Raw genomic sequence first — 23,077 nt, 5'->3', positions numbered from 1 at the left:
TTTGATAGCACTACTCTACGTATTCCGTGAAATCTACGTTTTCCACGATCCAGCGTTTGCGCGGGTCCACCTTATCACCCATCAAAGTGGACACCCTGCGTTCAGCCTTGGCTGCATCCTCTATCTGAACGCGTAACAAGGTGCGTGAATCGGGATTCATTGTTGTTTCCCATAACTGATCAGGGTTCATTTCCCCAAGTCCTTTATAGCGTTGAAGCTCAAAATTTCGTCCAAATTCTTTTAAATAATTATCAAGTTGCTCGTCAGTCCAAGCATAACGCACCGTTTCGAGCTTACCCGACTTTCGAGTTATTTTATACAATGGCGGTTGAGCAATAAATATGCGTCCTGCATCAATAAGCTCTTTCATGTACCGATAAAAGAACGTCAACAACAGCACTTGAATGTGCGCACCATCTGTATCTGCATCGGTCATAATGATGATTTTGGAATAATTGCTGTCTTCCAGCGAAAACTCTGTTCCTACCCCCGCACCAATAGCTGCTGTAATAGCACGGTACTCATCATTCTTCATAATATCCGCCAGTTTGGATTTTTCCGGATTCATCGGCTTGCCCTTTAGCGGCAATATGGCCTGAATTTTGGAATCCCGTCCCTGCTTGGCTGATCCTCCAGCCGAATCGCCTTCCACAATAAACAACTCATTACGTGTAAAATCCTTGGACTGCGCAGGCGACAGTTTACCATTCAAATTGGAACTTTCACTGCGCTTTTTGCCGGAACGCATCTCATCCCGAGCTTTACGTGCAGCTTCACGCGCTCTGGATGCTTGAACTGCCTTCTTGATCAAAGTTTGTGCTATCTGCGGATTTTCTTCCAAAAAACGCTGCATCTGCTCAGATACGATGGCATCCACTGTACTCCGTGCCGAAGCGCTACCCAGCTGATCCTTTGTCTGGCCGACAAATTCAACTTCAGCCATTTTGACACTGATTACAGCCATCATGCCCTCACGTAGATCGTTGCCCTCCAGGTTTTTATCCTTTTCTTTCAACATCACCGTTTTGCGGGCATAGTCGTTCATGACACGAGTGTAAGCGGTTTTGAATCCCGTTTCATGCGTACCCCCGCCACGTGTCGGAATGGAGTTAACGAACGAAGCAATCGTCTCTGTATAACCCGCATTGTACTGGATGGCAATCTCTACTTCAATGTCTTCTTTCTCGGCATTAAAGTGAATAACGTCATGCAGCACATCCTTGCCCTCATTCAAAAAAGCAACAAACTGACTTGCGCCACCCTCATAAAAATACTCATCTGACTTTCCGCTGCGTTCGTCTTTAAGTTGAATACGAAGGCCCGAATTTAGAAAAGCAATTTCCTGAAGGCGCTCAGCCAACGTATCGTAGTTAAAATGAATGCCTGCCTGAAAAACACGAATATCCGGTTTAAATGTAATTTTCGAGCCCGTCTTGTTAGTATTGCCCAGCACTTCAAGGCCTGTGGTCGGTTCTCCGACATGCTCCACGCCCTTCTTGTCCTGCCAATATTCAAACCGCTGACGGTGAATCTTGCCGTCCCGGTAAATTTCTACTTCAAGCCATTCCGAAAGAGCGTTCGTTACAGACGCACCTACACCGTGCAGACCCCCGGACTTTTTATATCCCGAACCGCCAAACTTACCTCCGGCGTGCAAAATGGTGAATACAACCTGAGGCGTAGGAATTCCCGTTTTGTGCATTCCTGTAGGAATACCGCGCCCGTTGTCTGATACCGTAACGGAACCGTCCTTATGCATTGTAATATCAATGCGAGAGCAAAACTTGGCGAGATGTTCATCCACCGCGTTGTCTACAATTTCCCATACCAAATGATGCAGTCCCGAAGAACTGGTGCTCCCGATGTACATGCCCGGCCGTTTGCGAACTGCCACAAGCCCTTCGAGCACTTGAATGTCGTCCGCGCCATATTCTGAAGCTCCGCTTTGTGTGCCGGATACTCCCGCAGACAAGTCGATTTTGTCGACCATTCATGCTCCCCCTTTGTCTAATCGTAACCGTGTTTTGCCTTATTCTTGATGATTTTCACCAAAAATGCAAACAGATGTTTTCTTTTACCTTGTCCATTTTAATTCAATATATCCCGTTTCGTAAAGACGGCGAATGAAACAATCAATGCCGCAGCCCCCCAAATGCACAGTACAGCTAAAGAAAAGGGTAAGGTCATTCCCTCAATCGGGGCGGGGCTTCCAGATAAATAATCGGTTAATTCGAGGTTAACCATAAATAAATATTTAGCACTCTGCCAAGATGAAGCCATGTTTGTCAAAATAGTGCCCGAAATAAGCGCAGCCATCATGACCACGATACTTGCCGCCGTACTTCGTACCAGGACAGATACCATAAAGGCTAACGAAGCTACCACAAGACTGACAAACCAGATCAATCCGGCTTGCAGCATCAGATAATGCCATTGTGGAATCGCATGTACAGCAGACAAATCCACCGTCGATCCAACAATTTGAAATCCGGTAAATACCGGAACATTAAAACCGCGAAAACCAAAAAACAAGCCTGATATGAGATAGCTAATTATAAATACAGCCAAAATGATGAGCGAGACGAACATATACAATGTCAACAGCTTGCTCAGCAGTATTTTCCACCGCCTGACTGGGCGAGTCAGCAACATTTTTATCGTGCCAGTCGTCCGTTCTCCAGAAACCAAGTCGGAGGCAATGGCCATAATCAACAGCGGAACGAACAGATTTATGGAATTATCCATAAACTCTCTGGTAAAGGTGACACCACTCGGCTCATTAGGATTCACATCATTCTCCAAATAATATTGCATCTGCTGCACAAAGACCCGACGATAGGTCTTCCATTCCTCGGGAACCCGGTCACTTCCCAGCGAGTTTTGATTATCGGTAATCGCCTGGCGTAGTTCAAGCCGCCAATCATTGCCGAATTTTTCGCGATTGTTTTCTGCCACTTTCATCTGAGCGTACGTAAAAATCGGCACAAGCACAAGTAAAACAAGTAAAATGACATAAAATCGTTTCTTCTTGATAATTTTGAGCGTTTCATTTTGTACGAGCGGTAAAATGTTATTCAAGTATCTCACCTTCCGTCATTTTCAGGAATAGCTGCTCCAGTGTAGGGTTGATTTTGGTTACACCTTTAACGGAAATACCGGAAGCCGTCATTTGTGTCACCAGCTCCGCAATATGCTCTTCATCCATTTCTGTAAAAATTGCATCGGCTCCGCTACCTGCAACAATGCTGTCATCAATTAATTCATCGGCATTCGTTATCATTTGCACATGCGGAGAATTTTGCAATCTGGCAAGACCCTGATCACGAGGCTCCAGTTGCCACACGGCCATGTGAGAGTGCGTCTCAACCAGTTCCCGCACTCCACCTACAGCTAGCACCTTTCCCCGACTTATAATTGCCACCCGATCACATAGCAGCTGGATTTCGCTGAGCAAATGGCTGGAAACAAATACAGCCATGCCTTCTGCCGCTAGCAAACGGATAAAAGCTCTCATTTCCTTGATCCCCTTAGGGTCTAACCCGTTCGTCGGTTCATCCAAAATGAGTAATTTCGGTCTACCTAGCAAGGCTTGGGCTATACCAAGGCGCTGGCGCATTCCGAGAGAATACGTACTTACTTTATCATGGATACGGCGATCGAGCCGAACCAGCTCAACGACTTCGCGGATACGCTGCTCGTCTACACCAGGCTGCATACGGGCAAAATGCTCTAAATTCTCCCACCCTGTCAGGTAGCTGTACACCTCTGGATTTTCCACAATAGAACCAATATGCCGTAAAGCCTGCTCAGGGTCACGATTTACATTATGACCACAGACGGTAATCGTCCCTTCCGTAGGCTTAATTAAATCGACCAGCATACGAATAGTCGTCGTTTTTCCAGCCCCATTAGGACCAAGAAATCCGAAAATTTCACCCGCACGAACGTCGAATGTGACATCATGAATGATCATTTTGCGTTTGATACGTTTCTTAACGTGCTGAACAGAGAGAACTGTTTCGGTATTGCTTCTGTCTCTGCCTCCGCTGCCAACCTGATTGGCGGAATGGAAACTGGACAATGCATCCCTTGATGTCGAATTTTCGGTTATTCCAGCCCCGGTCTTGTCAGCAGATTGGATGCTCATTGCTTGTTTCCTCCCTTTTTCACTTCAGCGGGTTGGCTACTTGTTGATTGTTGTTCATTATCCACTTTATCGGCATCCTTCGTGTTTGCAACTGCAAACCCTTGCGCGATACGTTCAGCGATTGCCTGATAGCCCTGTCCGTTTGGATGAAAATGATCGGATGATAAATAGACGGGCAAATTTTGCTGGAATAAATCGAAAGTTGGAACCAGAGTCATATTGCTGTTTTGGTTGGTAATTGCCATGGCAGCCAGATTCCATTCTGTTACTACAAGATTACCGGGAATTTTCATTTCCTGCAGGTCACTGAATGGATTATATAATCCGACATAGATAATTTTAGCATTCGGATTGATTTTCCCTACCTTTGTCAGCACTTTTTGCAGACGTTTGGCGGCATCAGGCACAGCTTTACTCAAACCACTAAGTGTAGGCGGCTCTTTGCCAGTTTGGGCAGCCTGAGCTCCCTGAAATAAATCATTTCCGCCAATCGAGACAATAATGACGTTAGCCTTTTTCAACACATAAGAAACACCAGGCTCATCCAGCTTGGTCAATAGTCCTTGAGTCGTCAGTCCATTAATTCCCAGATTATTTATGAGCTGAGCATTATGGCCTTCCTGATTATTTAACAAGCTCACCGACCGACGCACAAAGCCACTTCCGGAGTCATCCCCTGTGCCTTTGGCTAGCGAATCTCCAATGGCAGCTACCCGAAACTCTCCCGTCTGATTAGTAGCGGATGGCGCAGTTTGTGTCTGCGATGAACCGGAATGTACAGGTTGATTGCTAACCATTGGCTCTGGAGCCGTGATACTTTGTACTGCTGTAATAAATCCGTACAATAATAGCAATGTGGCGGCAATGGAAACGGAACCGACAGACCGCCAAATCCATTTTGATGAATTCACTCGTGTTCCCTCCTGATAGCTTAGTGAAATAAACATAAAGCTTCTCATATCATTTTGCAAATAAACCGTTCGGAATAAAAGCGCAATAAATGCTTAGAGTCACATATAATTTCCCATGAACATGCAAAAAAAGGATGGCAAATGACCATCCTTATATATACTTTCTTCTACGAACGGTTTATCCTCTCATCTCTAATCAGACGAATCAAACTATTTGCTATCAGGGATAAAACTTTTGATCCATTGTCCAAAACTGCCCGGATTTCGACTTTGAATCAGTACCGTTCCTTTACCGCGAAAGCGGCATACAAGTGCTTCTCCACTCGTTACGCTGGACAACCAGCCTTTAGATGCTTTTTCAATTTTATAATCCATATAATCCGGCCATGCCACCAGATGAGCATTATCAATAATACGCTCTTCTCCTGGCGCAATATAAATAGGATGAATGGCTCCATAAGAGGACAGGAATACCGTACCTCGACCACTGATTTCTACGATAAAAAAACCTTCACCGGAAAATAAACCTTTCATCAGGTTTTGCATTTTGGTGCTAACCTCAATGCCTTCCGTACAAGCCAGAAAACCGTCCTTTTGGACGAACAGCCTATACGTGCCATCCAGTTCCACCGCTTGTACATCACCTATACTAGCAGGGGCTAACAACACCTCAGCCGGTCCCCGGACTGCCCTCAGTTCTTGAAAAAAGAATTTTTCTCCGCTCAGCATTCTGCCTAAACCACGTAACAGTCCACCGTCTACCGTCCCCTTTATATCTACACTGGAAGACATGGAAACCATCGCTCCCATTTCTGCTTTAATCATTTCCCCGGGTTTCAACTGCACCTTGAGCATAGCAAAGGCACCTTCATGCACGATTTCGTAGCTCATTTGTTCACCTGGCTTTCCATAAGTAGTCTGATATCTATTCAACTTGCTGCTATCATACTATAAATACGTCCCTTATGTCTTTTCTGGTATAAAGCAATGGTTATGCCACTGGCGGATGAAGAGACACCAAAAGACCCGCTGAACGTGTCAGCGGGTCTCTAGATTAACGTCACGTCACTATCTTTTCGTAGCAGCGACATAACGTTGGGAACGTATTTACTATCATCTTAGTTACGTGTGAACTCTTGTACCCAATATCCATTGTAGTAAGCCACACCGATTTGTGTAAACTCTGCCTTCAAAATATTCTCACGATGTCCCTGACTGTTCATCCAGGCTTTCATCACTTCTTGTGGTGTTTGTTGTCCCATAGCAATATTCTCACCCGCATACGTATAAGTTACACCGAATTTTTTCATCATATCAAATGGTGAACCATAGGTCGGTGATGTATGGGAAAAGTAATTGTTCGTACTCATATCCTTCGCCTTGACTAAGGCTACTTCTGTAAGCTTCGCATTCGATGCGAGGGGCTTGAGACCTTTTTGGCTGCGCTCGTTATTTACAAGCTTTACAACCTCAGCTGCAAATTGGGACTTGCTGAGTTGTGCATTCGCACCTGCAGACTGACCCGCGCCTGAGTTTGTGTTTTGTTTTTGAGTCTGTTGCTTGGTACCAGACTGCGAAGCCTTTTGGCCAACCTGTTTGGTTGTTGTTTGTTTGCCGGATGAAGGATTTGCTGTTTTGTTTTTAGCCTTGTCCTTTTCAGAAACATCCTTAATTACGGTCTTTGTTATCGTAGTCGTCCCGTTGGACATATTGACGGTATATCCGTTATTTTGAAACCATTGTTGTAGTTGGGCAGTCAAATCGTCAGCTGGTGAAGCTGATGCCGGAACGATGAATCCTGCGGATAAAATGGCGCTAAGACTTCCCATCACCAGTGTTTTTTTCAACATATTCTTCATTTCGTCATCTCCTTGTTGTATAAATGCCTTGGTGTGAACGCGTCTGGTTACAACTTTGTAATCTTTACTCTAGCAGTATATCATGTTTTATAGCAGGATCAATGGTATAAAAGTTGGAAAAAAAATAGCCCCGCTCGGAATTGACCCATGCGGAACTAAGTTAAAAGTAGTGAGGCTTTAAGTATTAGATTGTCTTGTTATAGGCTGATTATCTAAGCTTTTTGCTGAAACGGTAGCCTTGCTTTTCAAAGCCGATTCGGTTGTAGAAAGCTCGGGCCTCTACTTGTTTGATGCGGTTATTCGCTCCGGTAATGAATAAATGATAGCATCCTTGCGCACGTCCCCACTCCTCACCACAAGCCACCAAGCGCTTGCCAATGCCCTCGCCGCGATACTCCCCGCTCACGACCAGCATGGTGATTTGTACGGCAGGATCAGGATAAGCCAAGCTTTGAGCCGTATGCATGCCGATTACTCCGACAACACGACCATCCATTTCTGCAACCATCATATTCGCTTGACTGTCCTCCCGCGCTGTTCCCATAACTTCTTTCATTACACCACAAGTCATCGGGTATCCGACTTCTCTTAGTAGTCCAGTTACGGCTTCGCAATCGCCAAGCTCTACGGAACGAATTGTCAGTACTGGAATCATCACATTGTTAGACATGATTTACCTCCACTTTCAGCATATTAGCAGCTTCTTTGGCCGTCTTCCGTGCTGTTTCCACATCTTCTGCAGCGCTAAGCGCTACAGCCATCCGGCGTCCCGGCTTGGTTTCAGGCTTCCCGAACACTCGCACCTGTGTCCGGGGTAGCAATAATGCATCATGCAGACCGCTTATTACGAAATCCCGCGTAGTCACTTCTGCCTTCAAAGTAGCTGAAGCTCCTGGTGTAAGCAGCGTGACGGATGGCACCGGGAATCCGAGAATGGCCCGCACGTGAAGCGCAAATTCCGACAAATCCTGCGTAATCATGGTCACCATTCCTGTATCATGCGGACGAGGGGATACTTCACTGAATATGACGCCATCAGCTGTTAAAAATAGCTCTACGCCAAACAATCCGTAACCACCCAGTTCATCCGTTATCCTACGGGCAATCTCTTCCGCTTCCGAAAGCTGCTTGTCCGTCATACCATGAGGCTGCCAGGATTCGACATAATCCCCATCTTTCTGAATGTGGCCAATCGGTGGGCAAAAAGTCGTACCCAAAACCGATCTGACGGTCAATAAGGTAATTTCGCTCTCAAACGGGACAAAAGCTTCAACAATGACACGTGTTGTTTTGGCACGCGCGCCTTCCAGCGCCGTATTCCAGCAGGATTCTGCATCTTCGAGTGCCCGGCATACAGACTGCCCTTTACCCGACGAACTCATCAAGGGCTTGACCACGCATGGCGTGCCCAGCTCATGAACCGCCGACCTCAACTGCTCAAAGTTATCTGCAAAACGATAGGCAGCAGTCGGAAGCTGTAATTTCTCGGCAGCCAGCCTGCGGATACCTTCCCGGTCCATCGTAAGACGGGCGGCACGGGCCGTTGGTACTACGTGAAATCCTTCTTGCTCTAATTCTTCCAAAGCACCCGTAGCAATAGCTTCGATTTCAGGTACAATTATGTCGGGCTTTTCCTTACGAATTAGTGCCTTCAACGCCTCAGCATCCTGCATATCCAGACAGTGAGAGCGATGGGCCACCTGCATTGCTGGAGCCAGTTCATAGCGATCTACAGCAATACATTCCACGCCAAGCCGCTGAGCTTCAATAATGACTTCTTTTCCCAATTCGCCGCTACCCAGCAGCAGCATCTTCTTAGCCTTGGCAGAAAAAGGAGCACCCCACATCTTGAACTCTTCCCCCTCTGACGAAATTGCTCTGATCTCTTTTCATCTTTATTTTCAGGGTTTAGCTCCAAGAATGCAATAGTGCTCGGCATTAAAATTTACAAAAAACGCGATTTTTTGATCTTTTTTTTACAAAAATCTGAACTGTGCTTCCACCAGCCCCCGATATATTCCATGTTTTTTCATCAATTGTTCATGATTACCACTTTCTTGGATTTCCCCATGATCCAGTACAACGATATGATCAGCATTACGGATGGTGGACAAACGGTGAGCGACCATAAAAGAAGTTCTGCCTTCTAGTAAAACCTGAAGAGCCTCTTGAATTTTCAACTCCGTTTCTGTATCAATACTAGCTGTGGCCTCATCTAGGATAAGAATTCGCGGATTAGCCAGCAAGGCACGAGCAAAGGATAAGAGCTGTCGCTGGCCCATGGACAGCATTCCCCCCCGCTCCTCTACCTCTGTTTCATAGCCAGCTGGCAAGTGAACAATGAATTCATGAGCATTGACCGCCTTCGCAGCCGCTTCAATTTCCTCATCCGTTGCATCCAAACGGCCAAATCGAATATTATCACGGATCGTCCCCGAAAAAATAAATGTATCCTGAAGTACGATGCTAATCTGGCTTCGCAAGCTCTCCACCGTGACATCACGCACATCATGACCGTCAATCGTAAGCCGCCCTGACGTAATGTCATAAAAACGGCTTAGCAGATTAATAATTGTACTTTTACCTGATCCGGTATGACCCACAAGCGCTATAGATTGACCCGCCTCGACAGAAAGATTAATACCTTTAAGCGCCTGACGTCCCTTTTCATACTCAAAAATGACCTTTTCAAATTGGATGTCTCCCCGAATGGGCGGCAAGGCTATTGCTCCCGGTTTGTTTGCAATATTCGGCTGTTCATCCATAAACTCAAAAATTCGTTCTGACGAAGCCATCGCAACCAGTAACTGATTATACATTTGGCCCAGCCGATTAATCGGCTCCCAAAAGTTCCCAACATAGTTGGCAAACGCAACCAGTAGTCCCACCGTAAGTTGGTCTGTCTGAATTAAATGCGCTCCAAACCAGAATAGCACAAGCGTACCAAATCCTCCGGTAATATCAATAAGTGGGCCAAAGACCTGATTCATGGCAGAAGCCTTATCCCACGACTTTTTGCTAGAGCTGTTCATGTCGTCGAAATAAGCCATGTTTTCCTGCTCCTGCGTATATGCTTGTGTCACACGAATCCCCTGAATAGACTCATTCAAATGAGAGTTGATACGCGAGTTCTTCATACGCACTTCTTGCCAAGCGCGGCGGATACGTACGCGCAGCTTGGTCGAGATCAAAAACATGATTGGAACAGTGACAATTACCGCTAAACCGAGCTTCCAGTTAATAAGCAGCAAAATGACAATAATTCCGATAAGCTGTACGCAGTCAATCAGGACATTCACTGCACCGTTCGTAAATAGATCCTGTAGCGAGTTAATGTCATTCGTCACGCGCACTAATACAGAACCTGCCGGTCTCTTATCAAAAAAGTTAAAAGATAGCTTTTGAATATGCTTGAACAAATCTTCACGCAAATCGTAAATAACCCGTTGACCGATAATATTGGTGAATTTAATGCGGTACGTGCTGGCTGCCCATTGAATTAAATATAACAAGAGCACGGCACCCGTGATGAGCAACAGCAACTTTACGCTGGGCAGTGCAGGCCATGCGGGAGCAATTGCTTTATCAATGGCCAGACTGATCAAATAAGGAACGGTCAGCTTGGTAATGGTGCCGAGAATCATCATGACCAGAAGGATCGGCAAAATCTGACGGGCATAAGGCTTCATGTATGCCAACAAACGTTTGAATTCTGACCAGTTAAACGGTTTGTCAATGACATCATCATCTTGATAGACAAAGCGCTCATTCGTTGGTTTTTTTAACGGTTTGACTTTTTCTGCGGGTATATTCATGGTCTCACCTGCCCTTCGGATACACCGTCTGGAGCCTGAGCTATGTAATCGGCGTATTGAATATGATACACATCCTGATATGGACCTGGAGTAGCAATGAGCTGTTCATGTGTTCCACGCTGAACGATTCGTCCTTCCTCAAGCACCACAATTTCATTAGCATGACGAAGCGAAGAGATTCGATGAGCGATTATGAATGTTGTTCGACCACGCATAACCTCTTGAAAACCGGTCTGTATTTCATGCTCTGTTTCCATATCGACCGCACTGGTAGCATCATCCAGAACCAGAATCTTCGGATTTTTGAGTAGTGCGCGTGCGATGGCGATCCGTTGTTTCTGTCCTCCGGACAGTCCCAATCCACGTTCTCCGACGACAGTGTCATAACCCAGCGGTAGTTCAGTTATGAATTCATGAGCCTGAGCCAGTTTGGAAACGCGTATGATGTCATCCATACTGACATGGCTTAAACCATATGAAATATTGTTGCGTATAGAGGACGAAAACAAAAACGTCTCCTGAAACACGGAAGAAATTTGAGCACGCAAATCGCGAATCTTTAAGTGACCTATATCCTTGCCATCCAACTTGATACTTCCTGCATTCACATTATAAGCGCGCATGAGTAATTGAATAATGGTAGACTTCCCTGACCCCGTTCCTCCTAAAATTCCAATGACTGATCCTGGCGGTGCGTCTAAATTGATGTCAACAACAGCAGGAAGCTTATTTCCGTAAGCAAAGGTAACATGTTCAAACGTAACATGTCCTTCCACCTGATCGGCATCGAGTGTAAGTGCTCCGGCTTCATCGGTTACATCTATGGACTGATTTAGCAGTTCCAAGACCCTTTCACCAGAAGCTTTGGACTGCGTATAGTTATTGATATGAAAGCCAATGCTCCAGATGGGACCGATAATATACCAAATTAAGCTAAAGAAAGCGACGAGCTGCCCCAAGGTCATTGACTTCTGAATAACCAGATACCCCCCCATGCCCAACAGAAGGACCACACTGACAGAAGCAATCAGTTCCATAGCGGGGAAAAACCGACTCCATAAGGAAGCAGCCTGAATTTGATTACTCTTGTATTGTTCATTACGTACTGAAAATTTCTCAACTTCATAGGATTCGCGGGCAAAAGATTTGACGGTTCGCACACCTGTTATATTTTCTTGGACCGCTGTCGTCAAGGCGCTAAGGGCAATCCGCATTTCCTGAAAGGTGGGATGAATCCGGGATTCAAACTTGAATGTGACGAAGAGCAGCAATGGCATGCTGATCATCGTAATGAGTGTGAGCTGCCAGTTAATATACAGCATCATCATAGAGCCGAATACGACCATCAGTAGCACATTGAGGAGTTGGGCAAAACCAAACCCAATAAAGTTACGAATTGCCTCCAAATCACCAGTCAGTCGGGACATGAGATCACCCGTTTTGGCAGTGTCATAATATCTGAAAGACAGAAATTGCAGCTTTTCGTAACAAGCATTGCGGAGTCGGTACGCCAGATAGTTACCTAGCCGTCCACCAAAAAAACCATGTAAAAATTGCATGAACCCTTTGATGATGACTACTCCCAGCACAGTCAGAGCCAGCGCCGGTACTTTCCCGAAGTCACCAGGGATGATAGCGTTATCAATAAGCCTTTGGAGCAGGTTCGGATACACCAGTCCCAGAGCCGTCGCTATCGCAAGGCATAAAATAGAAAGAAACAGATAGTGTCTCCTCTCGCGAAAAAAAACTTGCAGTTGCCTGAGCACTTCCATGTCAATGTCCCTCCATTAGTTGCACGACGTTGTTATATGGCTTAGTGAAGTTTACCATTCGCGTTCCAAGGCGGCAAAGAGGATAACGAGCCGTATTCAGGCAGGTTATCAAGTGGTGGGTGATTAGACAAATTAAATCGCTTTCTTATTATTGAATATGGCTATTTACTCAGTATTGCTTTCTTTTTGGAGCATGCATAAAACACCGGGTTGTCCCACAACCCGGTGTCCTGAACTTTAATAAATGGTGTACTTATTTATCTTTACTCCAAAGCCGCAATCTTGCCAGCAAGCTCTTCCCAAACCTGTGGCTGCTCACCGCCCATAAGCGCATGCTCCATGCCACGAGTCGTCTCCAGCATTTGCTCTCGAAGCTGAGCTTTCTGCCACATTTGCTCCTCCTGCATCAGCGTAACGTAAAAAGTAGACATTCGTTCTCGTTGCTGATCCACAGCTTCCCCGATTCGCTCGCGTAATATCGGCTCCAGTTTGGTTTGTAGATTCGCTCGACCAGTTCCTTCAAAAAATAGCTTTGGATTTTTAAAGCTATTCCAATAATCCTTCCAATGAATGGACTCCTGCAGGGAAATTTCATTCAGCTCGGGAACAGCCCATTTTCTGGATTCAGGAATTGTGCAATCTAGTCCTGGCAACTGATGGTTCATGTGTTCTACGCACTGTTGTGTAACCTTGTGCACCAAAATTTGTCCCGTTTTTTCCAGCCGGAGTGTGGTTGCCAGTAATTCCTGAGACAGCTCCAGTTCGATCAAGCGCATCAGCTCACGACCACAAGATGCAAAAGCCGAACGGAGATCACCTACTCCTTCACGCAGAACAGATGGATGAAACGCCTCTGCCATAAATTCTCCAGTCCGATAGGACAGCCTTTGACGGACATGATACAGCAGTTCATCGGTTTCGCCCGATAACACAGATGCACCGTTGCTGTCAGTCAGATCTAGGAGCGTATGCTCCAATTCCCCACGGATGCGAGTTAATCGCTCGAATCGGATCTCACGTTCTTCTACGCTATACCGGGCATCGGCTGCATGTTGCTCTATGCGGTTCCGCAGCCGGCTCAGTTCCTGCATAGCAGAAGCAATGGACAGACCTGCCAGCTCTTCGGCTGCAAATGCCGAGAAATCATCTTCAAATGCATCAAAACGTGAAGCTAAACGCAATGAAGCCTCTCCCTGTTCGGCAGCTTCCAACGCCAGCATACTGGAAAGCGGATAAATGCGTGGCTTTCGGATTCCATTCGCCTGTAGTTGTTCCTGTACATGCCGGGTAACAGAATGAAGTTCTTCTTCAGAAGAAGCTAGATCTGATGCATTCACAATAAAAAACGTCTGGTCGAGCGCCAAGGTCTCTTTAACTCGACCTAGTTGGTTCAGGAACTGTCGGTCGCCTTGCGTAAACGCATGGTTATAATAGGTGACAAATACAAGAGCGTCCGCATGCTTCATATAGTTGAAGGTCACGCCTGTGTGCCGTGCATTCACAGAATCCGCTCCAGGCGTATCCACTAGCACGATGCCCTGACGGGTCAGAGCGCAATCATAATAAAGGTCGATATGCTCCACAAAGCATGATTTGTGCTCAGACGCAACAAAATCCCGATACTGCTCTAAATCCACCTGAAGCTGTTGTCCCAGCAAGCTTTCAGCTTCTTCCCATCCCGCTGCGGCAGCCTTCAAAAAACTATAATGAGGCCTACCCGCAGGATGGATGCCTTCCGGAGATAAAGCATGAACGGCTTCTTGCCAGCCCGCTGCCGCTGGTTCCCCCAATCCTAATAGCCGAAATGAGTATTTAAGATCTTCCCGCAACGCGTCCACTGATTTCATATGGACGTCAGCCGTGGCATGGCGCTCAGCACTCGCAGGCGCCATTATGCGGTTAATCGCCGCTGTCGTCGGATGCGGCGATACGGGCAACACAGCTTCACCCAGCAAAGCGTTGGCGAAGCTAGATTTCCCAGCGCTGAACGCTCCGAACAGCGCCAGCGTAAACTGCCCACCCTCCAGCGCAGCGGCGCGGGCATGTAAATCCCGTACCGCCGTTTGCATGGCAGGGTATGGGCTTACCAGGGCAGCGGCGGCCTTCAATCGGGCCGCTACTGCATCCAGCCGCGTGCGGCGGCCTCCGGCGGCAGGCTGTGCTGCCGCCGTTCCTGCTAGCGGCTGCGCCGATGCGTTCCGCGAGCCAGCGATACCAGGACGCGCAACGCCCGTTGGCGTCGCAGCTGGCGAGGCAGCAGCGGAGGTATCAGACGCAGGTGCAGGCGCGTCCGCACGGGGCAACCGGCTTGGCGCGGAAGCCTGCGGCAGCAAGCTGCGCAGCAGGCTGGCGTGCGAAGCCTGCGGCAGCAAGCTGCGCAGCAGGCTGGCGTGCGAAGCCGAAGCTTGCACGCGGGTGCTGTAGCGGCTCGCCGCCTCCGCCTGCGCCAGCAGCGCAGTGCGCGCATCCGCGAGAGCCGCGCGGCGGGCTTCGGCTCGCACTGCAAGCTGGGCCAGCAGGCGGTCTACTAGCGTAAGCGCCTTGCGGCGGCAATCGGCGGTCACAGCAGCACGTAGATCCTTGCAATAGTTCAACGTATACTCCGGCGACAACGCATTTTCCTTCACCGTCTGCTCTACCAGTTGCCGATCCGTTACAGGGCGGATGTCATCCAGCTCCTGCTCCATCGCAGCGGACCACAAACCCTGACCGTCACCCCAAGACCTCAGTAGCTCCCGTACATGAGGAAGCAATTGTCCCTCCACCTGATCAGTCAGCATTCCTGTCAGCCGTTCCAAACGGCTTTCCTTTTCTCGCTCAGTCTTTCCTCCTGCAAACCATAGTCCTGTTTTGAAGCCCGGCTTGCGGCTCTCTAAGTATTCGCTTGCCGCTTCACGTAGCTCCGCTGGCGTCAAATGTGCATGTTCCAGTAGATGATCCAGCTCTTGACGCAGTCGTTTACGCTCCTGCTCCGGAAGCATCTTCCAGTGTTCATCTTCTTGCTGCAAGGTTTTCTGCTCTATATCCAGGCGCAAAATGGCTTCTTCTCCACCTGCTTCTTTTAGCAGTGTGTTCAGTTCCTCTTCTTCAGCTGCCTGCACAGTCTCCACATGTTGCTCTACCAAATGGTGCATAGAGGACACTAAACTGTATGCCAAAAGCTCTGTTTTTCGCTCCAGCAATTTCGGGATCAGGTGCGTCAACTGTTTCCACTGGTTCCATGGATGATTCTGCTCCTTCAAGGAAGTAAAGAGGATATCCGTATAATGAACCTGCCAGGCATGAAAGCTAGTCTCCACCTCATTACGATAACGTGTAAATGAAAGCTCTCGCTCCCGGTGTTTATCGATTTGATTGATGATCAAATATAACGGCTTGCCCCAATCCGACAAACTTTTGGCAAAGGACAAATTATTTTCAGATTGGACATGGTTGTAATCCATCACATAAAAAACAATATCTGCCCAATGTAAAGCAGAATGTGTCGCCAGCGCATGTCCGTGGTCTGTGGAATCTACGCCTGGTGTATCCAGCAACACTCCTCGGCTAGATAATATGGGAACATCCTCCCACACTTGAACCGATTCATAGGCTCCACCATTTTTACAATACTCAGCAAGCTCGGACAGGGAGGCCTCCACGATTTCCGGCTCTGGATTTTCCGCTGATTTGGCTGGATGAATGAGCGCTCTCGGACGCCCATAACGTATGGACACTACATTAGCGCTCGTAGGCACCGGTCCAGACGGCAGCACGGTTTTACCACATAGGCTGTTAATCAAGCTCGATTTACCCGCTGAAAAATGTCCACAAAAGGCAATGGTCAGCTCCTGCACATATGCTTTTTCCAGCAGATCACCTGTCGCCTTCGCTCCCGCTTCGTCCCCGGCTTTACGTAATGTATTCTGTATCTGTTCTATCGTATCCAACCACTTTCCCGCATCTCCTGTAATCGTTTGCATCATAAGCTACGGTTCCACTCCTTATCACTTGTCTGCACCAAATAGCTATATTGTAGCATTCCTAAGCCGTTGTGAGAATCATCACATCAAAAAAAACTAAACAGCGCTCCCCTCCAGTACCTGGCTTTAGGGAACGCTGTTTTTGTACATGATAATAATAAGTTCATTTTATTCTGTCCAAAACGGATCATTAGGAATAAGTATTTTGGCAACCGAATGCATTTCATCAAAGCCCCCTTAAAGGACAACGACGAAGCAAGATATGTATACAACGGGTGAGCCTACTCATCACGTACATTCACCTTTTGGAACATGGGGAACCCGATATCATAATTCAGGGTGCAAAATGTATGCACACTTCATTGGAATAGGCTCTAGCCATATCAGGATGGTCTGCAAGGTTCAAGTATAATGCGCCTTCGGGCTGGTTAAACCAGCCGAGCCGCCTACACCGGAACATGCAACGCATGTCGTCCGCTAATTGAACTTAATTGGCTGCAGTCTCAAGCACTGGCAGCAAAATTTCAAATACTTGACCATGCTGTAAAATCGTAATCCCACGGGATTTGTCCTTCATTACGACCACTTCTGGTTTTTGTGACATACGCTCCAGATAATGCTCAGGTACATCACCGGAATGACTAACCGTGATTCCCTCAAGCTCACGCTCTTCGTTTTCAGCAAATTCTGTTGTCACAATTTGCTCAAAAATATCAGAGAACGCTTCAAAATTGTCTGTATACACCGAAATGCACTTCATACTCTTCATCCTTTTCTACACATAAATGGTTAAACCCTTTGTTACCTCTGTGGGTCTTTAAGCTCTACGTTCCTTATCTTTTCTGATAAGAGACGTTTTCATACGTTTCTTGCCTTCCCTGCACACATCAAGCAACGGACATACCTGACATTGAGGATTTTGAGCTTTGCAATGGTAGCGTCCGAAAAAAATAAGCCTGTGGTGGGTCAAAGACCATTCATCCCTAGGTACCCTCTTCATCAGCTTTTTTTCCACCTCAAGCACTGAATCATCCCACCCTGCAAAACCGAGCCGTTTGGAAATACGCTCTACATGCGTATCTACCGCAATAGCTGGTACATTAAAAGCAGTAGATACTACGACGTTAGCCGTCTTGCGGCCGACACCGGGTAGCTTAACCAGTTGATCGTGCTCTGAAGGTATCTCTCCCCCGTACTGGTCTATTAAAATACGACAGAGGTTATGAATATGCTTGGCCTTGTTTCGGTACAAGCCGATTCTGCGAATATCCTGCTCCAGTTCCTCAAGAGGAACAGCCAAATAATCCTCAGGTGACTTGTATTTTTGAAACAGGTCTGCCGTTACTTTATTGACCATCTGATCGGAGCATTGAGCAGACAATAACACGGCGATCGTTAATTCAAAAGCATTGTCATGGTTCAACTCACAATGGGCATCCGGAAACATCGTACCGATGGTGTCCAATATATGACGTGCGGTTGCTGCATTCACGGAAATCCTACCTCCTACCAAAAAAAACGTCTTGATACGGGATAGCCCGCATCAAGACGGTCACTCTAAATAATCATCCGGAAAGAAACGAATACTATTTGTGCATGACTGCCTGCATAGGCGAGAAATACACTCCTATATTATCATTATCTGTCACAGATTGCACGTGAAAAGTGTGTAAATCCTCAAGAAGTTTTCATACCGTCTGATCGGTTAGCGACTCATGGGATGATCCAAATCTACATGTCCCATTAAGGACTCCAGAGATTGCCCATCTACGAGCAAATCCAGCGTTTTGACTTCCTTGAATTGGAACATCGTTTTCTTCAAGGCATCGATAGCCAATTCCTCGCCGCCAGCTCCCAATCGAGCCTCGTCCGGCAGGGAAATATCAAAAGTCAATGCACCGTTATCCAATTTGATCTTATGCACGGAAATTTTCTCGGACCACAACGGGATTAGAGCAGAATCCCCACTCTTTTGCAGAGCTTCAAACGCTTTTTGCAATTTTTCCAGCTCGCTTGGATAGGTAATTTCCTTTTTCTGTTCTTTCAAGCCGTTCTCTTGTGTATCCGTATAGTACACCGTAATCTGCTGTGTTTGTCGATCTCCTGAATTTTCCGTGTCCGTCTTGGTCTTTGTAGGCTCTGTTGACGGAGATGCAGGTGTTTGACTCGCTCCGTTATTCTCAGCAGACTGAGCCGATGGATCAGGGGTCGTCTGTTCAGGTGTACTATTTTGTGCATTAGAAGTTTGTGTTTCCTGAGATGGAGTCGCAGGAGCCGATGTTTGCTTAGAGGCACACCCTGCACCTGCAATGGCGAACAATGCCAGCAGGCCTGCAATTACGATTTTCTTGTTCATATGTCCCCTCCTTGCTTGACGTTGACAAGCGATTTGTTGAAGATTTATTTTACGTCGAGATACTCTGTGATTCCATCTGCAATCCCTTGAGCTACCCGATTTTGAAAATCTTCATCAAACAGTGTGGCTTCCTCTTTTGCATTACTCAGATATCCTACTTCAAGCAATACGGCTGGCATAGTCGTTTCCCGAATTACATGGAAATTGCCATAACGAATGCCTCGGTCTGTCAGACCCGTCGCAGGAGCAAAGTACTTATGCATAACGTTAGCGAACGCTTTGCTTGCACTACGCTGGTAATACGTCTCTGTACCGTTGGAAGCTGAGCTACCGCTGCTGTTAGCATGAATGGACACGAACACGTTAGCATTAAGGTTTTCAGCTACTTTTACGCGCTGTTTAAGCTCCAAGAATGTATCATCACTGCGTGTCAGCACAACCTCAAGATTGGGGTTCTGCTTTAATATGCTTTCTACTTTTAGAGCCATAGCTAGGTTGAAGGTCTTTTCATAATTTTTTCTCGAAACACCAACTGCACCAGAATCTTTTGCTCCATGACCAGCATCAATAACAACGATCTTTTTACCATTGCTGTTAGTTGGTGATGTCTGCGTGTCATCCGGCTGTGAGCCATCTGGTAACGTTGCGTCTGGCATGGTATTCACTGAATCCTTGGAAGCCAGATCGACGATAACACGATTCGATCCATCATTATATGCGGTATAATTCATGGCATGTTTTAAATCAATAACAACGCGCACCGTTGAAGGTTCCTTTTGGAATAAAGCATACCGGATACCGGACACATCCGCTTCATTCTCAATGTCCAGCGAACCATTTAAGTTACTATCCAGCTTTTGCTGGTCTCCAAAATTGTCAGCAAACGCAGTCGCCGGCAAGTCCACAACTACCCGATCAGGGCCTGTCATCGTAAACGCTTTCGGCTTGACCGCACTTGCTGTGGTGATGGTTAAACGGTTTTGGCTGAAACTGACTCCCTGCACCTGTGTAACACCTGAGTTCGCATTATTCGTTGGTACAGTTACACTTCCAGTATCTGTACTGTTATTTCCAGACTTGGGAGGTGTAAATTCCCCGTTTCCAGACCCGCTACTGCGGGTATATAATTTTACGGACTTGGAGCTGCTGTCCCATTTTACGTCCAGTCCCATTTGCTCGCCGATAAAACGAAGCGGTACAAGGGCATAATTGGAACGCAGCAGAGGCGAAGCATCCAGACTAATGTCGCTTCCATTGACAGTCGCCGTCTTACTTCCGATTATCATTCGGATCGAGGTACTGTCCTTCTCAATCGTTATGGTTCGCGCCTGCTGCTTCCATGTCACGTCATATCCCAAATTTTCAGAAATTACGCGTAGCGGGACCATTGTACTTCCGCCAATTACTTGTGCCTTAGCACCACTAGGGACACTTAACTGTTGATCGTCGAGATAGATTTGTGTTCCACTCGAAGCCGCATGTCCATAACCCGGAACCGCCCACATGAAGACAAATAATAACAATAAAAAACCAAATTTCTTCATTCGTCACCCTTCCATTCATAATTTTTTTGCCACATGCTCCGGTGCGGCGACCTGATATACGCGCTTATGTAATATCAGACAACCTTTTAGACGTTATCTCACACCAAAAGTTGCGAATATATTCCATCATAACAGAAATATACGTGCCAAAGAACTATTTTTGTCGAATTTTGACTAAAAATATAGATCATTCGTTTTCCGTCCAAAGTCACAGCTAAAAAAACAAAAAAAGCTACTTTTCACCCCCATGAATTTTCATTAAAAGGTGGAAAGTAGCTTTTATTGCTAACATCCTTAGTTAAGTGATTCAGTTGCTCCTGTGCCCGTTCCAAGATACTCCTTCAACCCATCGACAATACCTTCGGCAATCTTCTCCTGTGTTTCTTCTGTAAACATGGCTGCTTCATTGGATAGATTACTAAGGTAGCCACATTCCAGCAATACAGCAGGCATTTGTGATTTTCTCGTCACTGCATGGTTTGCCACCCTAATGCCATTATTCTTAAATCCGGTAGCCGCTACAAGATATTTATGCATCGTCTTTGCCAGTGCCAAACTGTCCTGACGTGCATAATAGGTTTCAGAGCCATTGGTTTTTCCTTTATCTGAAGCTTGCATACTATTACCATGAATAGATACAAACACGCTTGCCTGCTGACTATTAGCGAGTTGTGGTCGTTCATCCAACGTGGGATACGTATCTCCATTGCGAGTCAATACGATTTGAATGTCAGGATCATTTTGCAGAAGCTGCTCGACTTTTAACGCTACCGCCAATGTAAATTCCTTTTCATGTCGCCCAGTCACACTACCTGCTCCAGGGTCTTTGCCACCATGTCCGGGATCAATGACGACGATTCGCCGTCCTTCGACATTCGTTGGTGTTACCACTACTGGATTCACACTATGCTCACGCAATTGAAGGGTGATATCGCCTAGGCCATTGGTTGATAGATCGTATTCACGTGCTTGATTTAAAGCAATGACAATGCGTACGCCCCCATTCGGTCCATCTGTCGGAGCAAATCTAATTTCCTGCACATCCTCACTGTTACTATTCGTCAGCGCCCGCGTACCATCGCTACGAATCGGGAATGACTGAAGAAAATCAGTCATCATTGAAGCTTCTGGTAAATCTACAACAATACGATCATTCCCCGTCATTTTGGATACTTTAGGGATAACATCTTTGTTCAAAGAAATCTTTAACGTTTCACCCTCAAAAGTAATATTTTGTACAAGCAACGCATTCGCTGTGGTCTGTTCTGTATTTTGCTGCTTGGATGGTGAAGATGCGGCTTCAGTATGCTTGTCTGCTTCAACTGGGTTTATTGTCGTCGCTGTTGCTGAAGACGTTTTATTGGTGCTAGTTGTACTCTGTGTTGACGTTTGCGACGATGGTTGGGAGTGAGACTGTTTATTCGCTTGTTGAGTTGCAGCCATTTGACTGAGATTTACGGATTTACTTTTATTATTCCAATCTACTTTCAGCCCCATTTGCTCCCCAACAAAACGCAATGGAACCATGGTCGAATTGCCCCGAAGTACAGGAGGCGCATCCAGACTTACTGTTTTTCCATTCACATCAGCCGATGTACGGCCTACATACATAGACATATCGGTACTGTTTTTTTGGATTGAGATTTTATAGGCTTGTGGTTCCCACTTGAACTGATACCCCAGCTGCTCCCCAACCACCCGGAGCGGTACCATGATTTTTCCATTAACCATTTCAGGTTTGGCATCTGCAGGCGCTTCCACTCTTTTGCCATCCAAAAACAAATCTGTTCCAGCCGCATTCACATGAGGGGAGGACGGCCACAACCAAATCAAGATAGCCGCTAGTATCACCCAACCATATTTCTTCATCCTCATTCCCCTAACTTATATATGTATTTTTTGGTATTTCTCACAGACACAGTCCTTCAACCAATTTACATTTACAATACCATGCTGAGTCGAACCGTCAACCCCTTATTTTCCAATTTATTGTTTGAGCATAATAAAAGCCCGCAGGCAAAAGAATTGCCAGTACGGGCTTTCTGTCTAACAAATGAGCAAGCTATATGGCTTCGTATTGATACTGAACTGGGAAATATGATTATGCGCCTTGTTTCGCAGCGCGTCTTTGTTCATACGCCAGAATTTCAGATTCATGCTGGAGTGTCAGGCCAATATCGTCCAAGCCTTGTAGCAGGAATTGACGGCGATGTTCATCCAGATCGAATTCAATTTTCAGACCATAGTCGTCAGTGATTGTTTTTTCATTCAGGTCTACGTTCAATTGGTAGTTATCATGCTTGGCCGTACGCTGAAACAATTCCTCTACTTGCTCTTCAGATAGCTTGATCGGCAATATACCATTTTTGAAACAGTTATTATAGAAGATATCTGCATAAGACGGTGCAATTACGCAACGAAACCCATAGTCCATAATCGCCCAGGGCGCATGCTCACGTGAGGAGCCGCAGCCAAAGTTAGCGCGAGAGATCAGCACAGACGCTCCTGCATAACGAGGCTTGTTGGGTTCAAATTCAGGATTGATATTGCCCGCTTCATCAAACCGCCACTCGTAGAACAGAAACTGTCCAAAGCCCGTACGTTCAATTCGTTTCAGAAACTGCTTAGGAATGATAGCATCTGTGTCCACGTTCACCCGATCCACAGGGGCTACAATTCCTTTTAATGTTGTGAAAGCTTCCATCGTAATT

17 protein-coding genes are annotated in these 23,077 nt (G+C 46.4%); all 17 read right to left on the bottom strand.

From position 1 onward, the window contains the following. Positions 1–10: 10 nt before the first annotated feature. Positions 11–1,990, bottom strand: coding sequence for a DNA topoisomerase IV subunit B (gene parE, locus WA407_RS07705; RefSeq protein ID WP_028540692.1), 1,980 nt, complete (start codon positions 1,988–1,990; stop codon positions 11–13). 98 nt (positions 1,991–2,088) lie between these two features. Continuing rightward, positions 2,089–3,078 (bottom strand): ABC transporter permease, encoded by a 990-nt coding sequence (locus tag WA407_RS07700; RefSeq protein WP_235309635.1) that lies wholly within the window; start codon positions 3,076–3,078, stop codon positions 2,089–2,091. Further along, entirely contained in the window at positions 3,071–4,147 is a 1,077-nt protein-coding gene (locus tag WA407_RS07695; protein ID WP_336077079.1) for an ABC transporter ATP-binding protein, read from the bottom strand. The genes WA407_RS07700 and WA407_RS07695 overlap by 8 nt, the downstream gene beginning before the upstream one ends. After that, on the bottom strand, positions 4,144–5,094 hold the full coding sequence (locus tag WA407_RS07690) for a GDSL-type esterase/lipase family protein (protein ID WP_336077078.1): 951 nt from the start codon (positions 5,092–5,094) through the stop codon (positions 4,144–4,146). Before WA407_RS07690 ends, WA407_RS07695 begins: the two co-directional genes overlap by 4 nt. A gap of 174 nt (positions 5,095–5,268) precedes the next feature. Then, positions 5,269–5,949, bottom strand: coding sequence for a TIGR00266 family protein (locus WA407_RS07685; RefSeq protein ID WP_336077209.1), 681 nt, complete (start codon positions 5,947–5,949; stop codon positions 5,269–5,271). A gap of 227 nt (positions 5,950–6,176) precedes the next feature. Then, positions 6,177–6,917 (bottom strand): CAP domain-containing protein, encoded by a 741-nt coding sequence (locus WA407_RS07680; protein ID WP_336077077.1) that lies wholly within the window; start codon positions 6,915–6,917, stop codon positions 6,177–6,179. Positions 6,918–7,125: 208 nt separating this feature from the next. Then, positions 7,126–7,587 carry a GNAT family N-acetyltransferase gene (locus WA407_RS07675; RefSeq protein WP_061831569.1) on the bottom strand — a complete coding sequence of 154 codons (462 nt, stop codon included), beginning with the start codon at positions 7,585–7,587 and terminating at the stop codon, positions 7,126–7,128. After that, positions 7,580–8,764: a formate-dependent phosphoribosylglycinamide formyltransferase gene (gene purT, locus WA407_RS07670; RefSeq protein ID WP_336077076.1), complete on the bottom strand. Its 1,185-nt coding sequence runs from the start codon at positions 8,762–8,764 to the stop codon at positions 7,580–7,582. The genes WA407_RS07675 and purT overlap by 8 nt, the downstream gene beginning before the upstream one ends. A 129-nt stretch (positions 8,765–8,893) precedes the next feature. Then, entirely contained in the window at positions 8,894–10,732 is a 1,839-nt protein-coding gene (locus tag WA407_RS07665; protein WP_061831567.1) for an ABC transporter ATP-binding protein, read from the bottom strand. Continuing rightward, positions 10,729–12,504: an ABC transporter ATP-binding protein gene (locus WA407_RS07660; protein ID WP_336077075.1), complete on the bottom strand. Its 1,776-nt coding sequence runs from the start codon at positions 12,502–12,504 to the stop codon at positions 10,729–10,731. The genes WA407_RS07665 and WA407_RS07660 overlap by 4 nt, the downstream gene beginning before the upstream one ends. 263 nt (positions 12,505–12,767) lie before the next feature. Further along, positions 12,768–16,469, bottom strand: a complete 3,702-nt coding sequence (locus WA407_RS07655; RefSeq protein ID WP_336077074.1) for a dynamin family protein — start codon at positions 16,467–16,469, stop codon at positions 12,768–12,770. A gap of 484 nt (positions 16,470–16,953) precedes the next feature. Further along, the gene (locus tag WA407_RS07650) at positions 16,954–17,226 is read right to left on the bottom strand and encodes a hypothetical protein (RefSeq protein WP_013310628.1); all 273 of its coding nucleotides are present in this window, start codon (positions 17,224–17,226) and stop codon (positions 16,954–16,956) included. A gap of 57 nt (positions 17,227–17,283) precedes the next feature. Further along, positions 17,284–17,958: an endonuclease III gene (nth, locus tag WA407_RS07645; RefSeq protein ID WP_023989081.1), complete on the bottom strand. Its 675-nt coding sequence runs from the start codon at positions 17,956–17,958 to the stop codon at positions 17,284–17,286. A 213-nt stretch (positions 17,959–18,171) separates the two neighbouring features. Then, positions 18,172–18,822, bottom strand: a complete 651-nt coding sequence (locus WA407_RS07640) for a GerMN domain-containing protein (RefSeq protein WP_069289781.1) — start codon at positions 18,820–18,822, stop codon at positions 18,172–18,174. Between the two features lie 44 nt (positions 18,823–18,866). Next, a complete protein-coding gene (locus WA407_RS07635) occupies positions 18,867–20,366 on the bottom strand; it encodes an N-acetylmuramoyl-L-alanine amidase family protein (protein WP_336077073.1) in 1,500 nt (499 codons plus the stop codon). A gap of 294 nt (positions 20,367–20,660) precedes the next feature. Beyond that, positions 20,661–22,235 (bottom strand): N-acetylmuramoyl-L-alanine amidase, encoded by a 1,575-nt coding sequence (locus tag WA407_RS07630; protein WP_336077072.1) that lies wholly within the window; start codon positions 22,233–22,235, stop codon positions 20,661–20,663. A 232-nt stretch (positions 22,236–22,467) separates the two neighbouring features. Then, positions 22,468–23,070: a 3-isopropylmalate dehydratase small subunit gene (gene leuD / locus WA407_RS07625; RefSeq protein ID WP_336077071.1), complete on the bottom strand. Its 603-nt coding sequence runs from the start codon at positions 23,068–23,070 to the stop codon at positions 22,468–22,470. Positions 23,071–23,077 lie beyond the last annotated feature (7 nt).

This window comes from Paenibacillus sp. 203, assembly GCF_037027525.1.
GTDB lineage: Bacteria > Bacillota > Bacilli > Paenibacillales > Paenibacillaceae > Paenibacillus > Paenibacillus polymyxa_B.
Note: the sequence above shows the minus strand (reverse complement) of the source record. Positions and strands in the feature narration are given on the sequence as shown.

What these genes read in the sequence shown, in the direction of transcription:
- parE (WP_028540692.1), bottom strand. Translation starts at nt 1,990, where the DNA reads ATGGTCGACAAAATCGACTTGTCTGCGGGAGTATCCGGCACACAAAGC.
- WA407_RS07695 (WP_336077079.1), bottom strand. Translation starts at nt 4,147, where the DNA reads ATGAGCATCCAATCTGCTGACAAGACCGGGGCTGGAATAACCGAAAAT.
- WA407_RS07690 (WP_336077078.1), bottom strand. Translation starts at nt 5,094, where the DNA reads ATGTTTATTTCACTAAGCTATCAGGAGGGAACACGAGTGAATTCATCA.
- WA407_RS07685 (WP_336077209.1), bottom strand. Translation starts at nt 5,949, where the DNA reads ATGAGCTACGAAATCGTGCATGAAGGTGCCTTTGCTATGCTCAAGGTG.
- WA407_RS07680 (WP_336077077.1), bottom strand. Translation starts at nt 6,917, where the DNA reads ATGAAGAATATGTTGAAAAAAACACTGGTGATGGGAAGTCTTAGCGCC.
- WA407_RS07675 (WP_061831569.1), bottom strand. Translation starts at nt 7,587, where the DNA reads ATGTCTAACAATGTGATGATTCCAGTACTGACAATTCGTTCCGTAGAG.
- purT (WP_336077076.1), bottom strand. Translation starts at nt 8,764, where the DNA reads ATGTGGGGTGCTCCTTTTTCTGCCAAGGCTAAGAAGATGCTGCTGCTG.
- WA407_RS07665 (WP_061831567.1), bottom strand. Translation starts at nt 10,732, where the DNA reads ATGAATATACCCGCAGAAAAAGTCAAACCGTTAAAAAAACCAACGAAT.
- WA407_RS07660 (WP_336077075.1), bottom strand. Translation starts at nt 12,504, where the DNA reads ATGGAAGTGCTCAGGCAACTGCAAGTTTTTTTTCGCGAGAGGAGACAC.
- WA407_RS07655 (WP_336077074.1), bottom strand. Translation starts at nt 16,469, where the DNA reads ATGATGCAAACGATTACAGGAGATGCGGGAAAGTGGTTGGATACGATA.
- WA407_RS07650 (WP_013310628.1), bottom strand. Translation starts at nt 17,226, where the DNA reads ATGAAGTGCATTTCGGTGTATACAGACAATTTTGAAGCGTTCTCTGAT.
- WA407_RS07640 (WP_069289781.1), bottom strand. Translation starts at nt 18,822, where the DNA reads ATGAACAAGAAAATCGTAATTGCAGGCCTGCTGGCATTGTTCGCCATT.
- WA407_RS07635 (WP_336077073.1), bottom strand. Translation starts at nt 20,366, where the DNA reads ATGAAGAAATTTGGTTTTTTATTGTTATTATTTGTCTTCATGTGGGCG.
- WA407_RS07630 (WP_336077072.1), bottom strand. Translation starts at nt 22,235, where the DNA reads ATGAAGAAATATGGTTGGGTGATACTAGCGGCTATCTTGATTTGGTTG.
- leuD (WP_336077071.1), bottom strand. Translation starts at nt 23,070, where the DNA reads ATGGAAGCTTTCACAACATTAAAAGGAATTGTAGCCCCTGTGGATCGG.